We start from the raw sequence: 5,196 nt of genomic DNA, 5'->3' as shown, positions 1-5,196 counted from the left end.
CTGGAAGAAGTCCAGGTGCCGCCAGGATCGGCGCAGCCGGTCGTGCACCGGTTGCGTGGCCGCACCGCATGCCGGGCAGGCGAGCCTGCTGGTGTGGCAGCCGATCTCGAAGTCGATACGCCGCTTGGCGGTGTCGAGCCTGACGTCATCGACGACCCACGGCGGCTGCAAGCCCAGCGCGCTGGTGAACAGAGCTTCTACGGCAATGCCCATGGACTCATCCTCCTGATCAAACACGCCTCGTGGACATGTGCACAGGCCGGCCAGCGGCCTGCACACATGCCCACCGGGCTCAACAACCAGGGGAGCATTGTGAGTGTTGTGTTCCACACGAAATGACGAAGAGCCGGGACGGGGGCGGCAGGAGTCCTTCCTGCTCATAAAAGCGAATCGTTTGAATCGGACACCCGGTTTGCCGGGCAAGCGCTCCGATCTGCATAGCTGCAACCCCTTTTTATCATCGACTTGACTCTATAGTAGCTATAGAGTGTTAAATCTCAAAATACCCTCCGGATGCTTGCTGGTTTCTGCAAGAGCCTCGCCGGATCAGGAACGAGAAGAATCAAGGACCAATGACTATGACTGATGAATGCCAGAAATCCTGCGGATGTGCGTCCGAGCGGAAGGCGGAGTCCATGACGGGTGCCACGCCGACCGGGACGGGAAGGATGAGTCTGTTCTCGGTGCCGAAGATGGACTGCCCTTCGGAGGAGCGCATGATCCGGCTCGCGCTCGAGAATACGAGCGGGCTGGCCGCACTCGAGTTCGATCTTGGCAAGCGCGAGTTGCGTGTTTTTCACGACGGCCCCGTCGAACCCATTGCAAGCAAGCTTGAAAGTCTCGGCTTGGGCGCCCGTCTCATTGCGTCAACTGAATCGAATGGCCCGCACACTGTCGATGGGCAAAGCGACAGCCAGCCGTCCTCCGAGCAAGAGTCTCGCGCTCTCAAATGGTTGCTTGCCATCAACGCCGCCATGTTTGTCGTCGAAGTGACGACCGGGTGGATTGCGCAGTCCACGGGGCTCATGGCTGACTCACTGGACATGTTCGCGGATGCCGCCGTCTACGGGCTCGCGCTCTACGCCGTCGGCCGTCCTACCGGGCACCAGCTGAAGGCGGCGCGGTTGTCAGGCTGGCTGCAACTGTTGCTCGCGCTCGGCGCAATGTCCGAGGTGCTGCGCCGCTTCGTCTTTGGTAGCGAGCCCGAGCCACCGCTCATGATGGGGATCGCGCTCGTTGCGCTCATTGCAAACGTTACCTGCCTTGTCTTGATCTCCAGTCATCGAAAAGGCGGCGCTCACATGAAGGCAAGCTGGATTTTCTCCACGAACGACGTGCTGGCAAACCTGGGGGTGATCGCGGCCGGGGCGTTGGTCGCCTGGACAGGATCGCGTTACCCCGATTTGGTGATTGGCTCGCTCATCGCGCTGCTGGTATTGAACGGTGCGCGGCGCATCCTGCGCCTCGGTGCCTGAAGCAGCGAGCGCGGGACATGCCGCCCCGGCAATATCAACGACTGAATTCCCGCCCTGGAATTTCACGCTGCGCTGCCCAATCCAATGGCAAGGCTCGCCGGATCAGGCGCTCCAGCACAAGCCCGACTGCCTTTTCCACCACGCACGCCTCGACGATGTCAGGTGCAAGCCGGGTCAGTTGCGCGATCCGACTTGCATGCCCCCGGTCAATGCTCTCGGCTGCCGCGATCTCGGTGATGGAGGGTCACGCGCGCCCTGACCTCGGCCGGGTTTGCGCTGTCCATCGATGATTTCGGCACCGGGTATTCCTCACTGGCTTACCTCAAGCGATTTCCCGTTCATAAACTGAAGATCGACATCTCGTTCGTGCGGGACATGCTGACCGATCGCAACGATCTCGCCATTGTGTCCGCCATCGTTGCCATGGCGAAGAGCCTCGGCCTCAAGACCCTGGCCGAAGGTGTGGAAGAGGCAGCGCAGGCGGAACACTTGCTGGCATTGGGTTGCGACGAAGCACAGGGGTATTACTTCGCCCGTCCGGAGCCGGCCGAGGTTTTCGCGCGCAGGTGGTTGCAAAGCGCATGTCCGAGTCATGATCTCGGTCAGGACGTGGATCGCCAAGAGCAAGGCCACCTCGGTACATGACGGCAAAGCCGCTCCATGGCACCGGGCCCCGGCGCATGATCACGCCCTCGAGTTCTCTCAAACTCTTCGTAGCGTTCACGCTGATCCGTGATCGGGAGCCGTCAGCCCGGTCGGTTCAACAGCGATCGGGGCCATTGCCTCTGCGAAAGCGCACAGACCAAAGGCACTTGGGCTGGCTCGCCCCAACTGCTTCACCTCATCAGGTTCCGCCTGGGAACTCCAGGCAGAACCGGGTCCTGCCCTGCGCGGACGTCACGCTGATCGATCCTCCATGGGTTTGCATAATGGCGCGGGTAATCGCCAATCCCAGCCCTGCGCCGTCGGTTTCCGGATGTGACCGCGATGGGTCAGCACGGTAAAACCGATCGAACAGGTGCGGCAGTACCCTCGGGTCGATGTCCTCGCCGGTGTTCTCGACGCTCACCCGGGTGGCTTGGGAAGACTGGCTGATCTCGATCGTGACCTCGCCATGTGGCGGGGTGTGGCGCAGCGCGTTCGAAAGCAGATTGCTCAGGGCACGGCGGAACATCAAGCGATCACCGACGATCTCGCCCTCACCACGCTGAGCCAGTCTGACGCCCTTCTCCTCGGCGACCGCCTCATAGAACTCGATCAGGGCGTGCGTTTCCTCGGCTGCCGAGAAACGTTCCCGGTTCGGCAGCATCATCCCGCGTTCGGCCTTGGCCAGGAACAGCATATCGGACACCATGCGGCCCAGACGCTGCAGTTCCTCGGCATTGGAAGCCAGAATCTCCCGGTAGGTATCGGCATCCCGCCGGGTAGCCAACGCGACCTGGGTCTGGGTCAGCAGGTTGCTCAGGGGGGTGCGCAGCTCATGCGCCAGATTCGACGAGAACTCCGACAGTCGCGTGAACGCGTCTTCCAGCCGGTCCAGCATCTTGTTGAGTTCGTGAGCCAGATCTGCCATTTCGATGGGTACCGCCTCGACGGGCATGCGCTGGTGCAGCTGCTGGCTCGTGAGCGTGGTGGCTCTGGATTTCATGGCACGCAATGGCGCCAGCCCCTTGTACGCGGCAAACCAGCTCAGCAAGCCACAGATGACGATCGTCACGACGGCATAGGTCATCAGGGTGCGCCGCAACTTCAGCATGAACCGTGTGTGATGCGCCGTGTCCATGGCAACGAGGATGTCCAGCCGCGTCGTTGCGTCATAGGCTGGAATAACCCGGACAAGTATCCCGCGAAACGCCTGCCCTGCGTCGGCCCAATGGATCAGCGCGTCGTTGCCGTTGCCTTCATCCGCCGGTGACAGTTCGCGCGGGAGGCGAAATCCTTCGGACTGGAAGAGCGTTTCACCTTTCGAATCATGGACGCTGACGTACAGCCCGTGATGGTGGCTCAATGCCTCACGCAGCAGCCACTTGGCGTCCTCGGCCGAATTGGATCGCGCCAAAATATCCTCGATCAGGTGCTGCTTGTCCTGCAGCGCCATGTGATCCAGCTCGATGAAATGCCGATCGGATGCAGCGATGACCAACAAGGCCAAGCCAAACACCACAGCCGCAGCCGCCAACGTAAAGAAGAGGGTGAGCCGGGTCGTCAGTGACAGGGAGCGAAACATTCAGTGCTCCTCCGGCGCTTCCAATACGTAACCCATGCCACGTACGGTGTGGATCAGCTTGACCTCATGCCCCTCATCAATCTTCGCGCGCAAGCGCCAGATGGCCACCTCGATCACATTGGTGTCGCTGTCGAAATTTATGTCCCAGACCTGCGAGGCGATCAGCGAGCGGGGCAGGACCTCGCCATGACGGCGCATCAGCAGTTCCAGCAAGGCGAACTCTTTGGCCGTCAGGCTGATTCGTCGCCCGCCGCGTGAAACGCGTCGGCGCAGCAGGTCCAGTTCGAGGTCGGCCACGCGCAGCACGGTGCTCTCGTTGCCGCTGCGCCCTCGACGCAGGATCGTGCGCACGCGGGCCAGCAATTCGGCAAAGGAGAAAGGCTTGACCAGATAGTCGTCCGCACCGAGTTCAAGGCCTTTGACCCGGTCTTCCAGCTGATCGCGTGCGGTCAGGAACAGCACCGGCATCTGCAGGCCGCGATGGCGCAAGGACTGGAGTACCTGCCAGCCGTCGAGGCCGGGCAGCATCACATCCAGGATGACCAGGTCGTACTCGCCCTGCAAGGCCAGGTGCAGACCGTCGGCGCCGTCTTGCGCCAGATCGACCACGAAACCCGCTTCGCTCAAGCCTTGACGCAGGTAGTCGCCCGTTTTGGGCTCATCTTCAACGATCAGTATCTTCATGAGGGTGCTCGGCCATATCGGATAGCCGCTAGTGTGACGATTTTGGGTGCACCTGACATGAAGATAACAAAAATGTAATCGGACGAACAGCATCCTGACAGGTTGGCTCCATAGCATCTCACCCACGACTTCAGTAACTCATCGCGAGAAGCCCATGTCATCTTTGAGTCCGTTTCATTTGCCATTGCCGTTGATGCCCTCGCGGCGGCGTTTCGTGCGCGGCTTGGTCGCCGGCGGCGTGATGGTCGGCCTGTCACCCTGGGTGCGTGCTGCGGCACAGGGGCTGGCCGACACGCGCACGGGTGCAGCGCCCGTGCTCAGCGGCACGAATATTGACCTGGTGGTCGCCGAGTCGCCGGTCAACTTCACCGGCAGGCCAAGGATGGCGACCACCATCAACGGCTCCATCCCGGCGCCAACGCTCAAACTTCGGGAAGGCGACACGGTCACCATCCGCGTCACCAACCGCCTGCGCGAGGCCACCTCGATCCACTGGCACGGGATCATCCTGCCCTACCAGATGGACGGGGTGCCTGGGGTCAGTTTCCCGGGCATCGCCCCTGGCGAAACCTTCACCTACCAGTTTCGCCTCGAACAAACCGGCACCTACTGGTATCACTCGCACTCCGGCATGCAGGAGCAGACCGGCATGTACGGGGCCTTGATCGTCGAGCCGCGTGAGGCAGACCCTATCCGCGCCGACCGGGACCATGTCGTGCTGCTGTCCGACTGGACCGACGAAGACCCCATGCGGGTGCTCGCCAAGCTCAAGGCGCAAAGCGACTACTACAACTTCAATCAGCCGACGGC

Annotated in this window: 6 protein-coding genes and 1 pseudogene; 3 read left to right on the top strand and 4 right to left on the bottom strand. The window is 61.6% G+C overall.

Annotated elements, in window-relative coordinates:
* Together F615_RS0117120 and F615_RS19805 are read right to left on the bottom strand one after the other, a co-directional pair.
* A partial coding sequence (locus tag F615_RS0117120; RefSeq protein WP_026330415.1) for a transposase family protein occupies positions 1-213 on the bottom strand: 213 nt, incomplete at its 3' end.
* A gap of 133 nt (positions 214-346) precedes the next feature.
* Positions 347-439, bottom strand: a pseudogene (locus F615_RS19805) (MerR family DNA-binding transcriptional regulator); the annotation flags it as partial.
* A 139-nt stretch (positions 440-578) separates the two neighbouring features.
* On the opposite strand from F615_RS19805, the gene F615_RS0117115 reads away from it, so the two are divergent.
* Both F615_RS0117115 and F615_RS0117110 read left to right on the top strand, forming a co-directional pair.
* Positions 579-1,475 carry a cation efflux transmembrane domain-containing protein gene (locus F615_RS0117115; RefSeq protein ID WP_026330414.1) on the top strand — a complete coding sequence of 299 codons (897 nt, stop codon included), beginning with the start codon at positions 579-581 and terminating at the stop codon, positions 1,473-1,475.
* Between the two features lie 255 nt (positions 1,476-1,730).
* Positions 1,731-2,120 (top strand): EAL domain-containing protein, encoded by a 390-nt coding sequence (locus tag F615_RS0117110; protein ID WP_082438493.1) that lies wholly within the window; start codon positions 1,731-1,733, stop codon positions 2,118-2,120.
* A gap of 199 nt (positions 2,121-2,319) precedes the next feature.
* Here the strand turns inward: F615_RS0117110 and F615_RS0117105 are convergent, their stop codons facing one another.
* Entirely contained in the window at positions 2,320-3,702 is a 1,383-nt protein-coding gene (locus F615_RS0117105; protein WP_019562363.1) for a heavy metal sensor histidine kinase, read from the bottom strand.
* On the bottom strand, positions 3,703-4,386 hold the full coding sequence (locus tag F615_RS0117100; protein ID WP_019562362.1) for a heavy metal response regulator transcription factor: 684 nt from the start codon (positions 4,384-4,386) through the stop codon (positions 3,703-3,705).
* A gap of 154 nt (positions 4,387-4,540) precedes the next feature.
* Between F615_RS0117100 and F615_RS0117095 the strand changes: the two genes are divergently transcribed.
* Positions 4,541-5,196 (top strand): multicopper oxidase domain-containing protein (locus F615_RS0117095; protein WP_156824687.1); only part of this gene is annotated, 656 nt, incomplete at its 3' end.

Source organism: Caldimonas manganoxidans ATCC BAA-369, assembly GCF_000381125.1.
Taxonomy (GTDB): Bacteria; Pseudomonadota; Gammaproteobacteria; order Burkholderiales; family Burkholderiaceae_C; genus Caldimonas; species Caldimonas manganoxidans.
Note: the sequence above shows the minus strand (reverse complement) of the source record. Positions and strands in the feature narration are given on the sequence as shown.

Coding starts and splice junctions, on each gene's coding strand:
- F615_RS0117115 (WP_026330414.1), top strand. CDS start 579: ATGACTGATGAATGCCAGAAATCCTGCGGATGTGCGTCCGAGCGGAAG.
- F615_RS0117100 (WP_019562362.1), bottom strand. CDS start 4,386: ATGAAGATACTGATCGTTGAAGATGAGCCCAAAACGGGCGACTACCTG.
- F615_RS0117105 (WP_019562363.1), bottom strand. CDS start 3,702: ATGTTTCGCTCCCTGTCACTGACGACCCGGCTCACCCTCTTCTTTACG.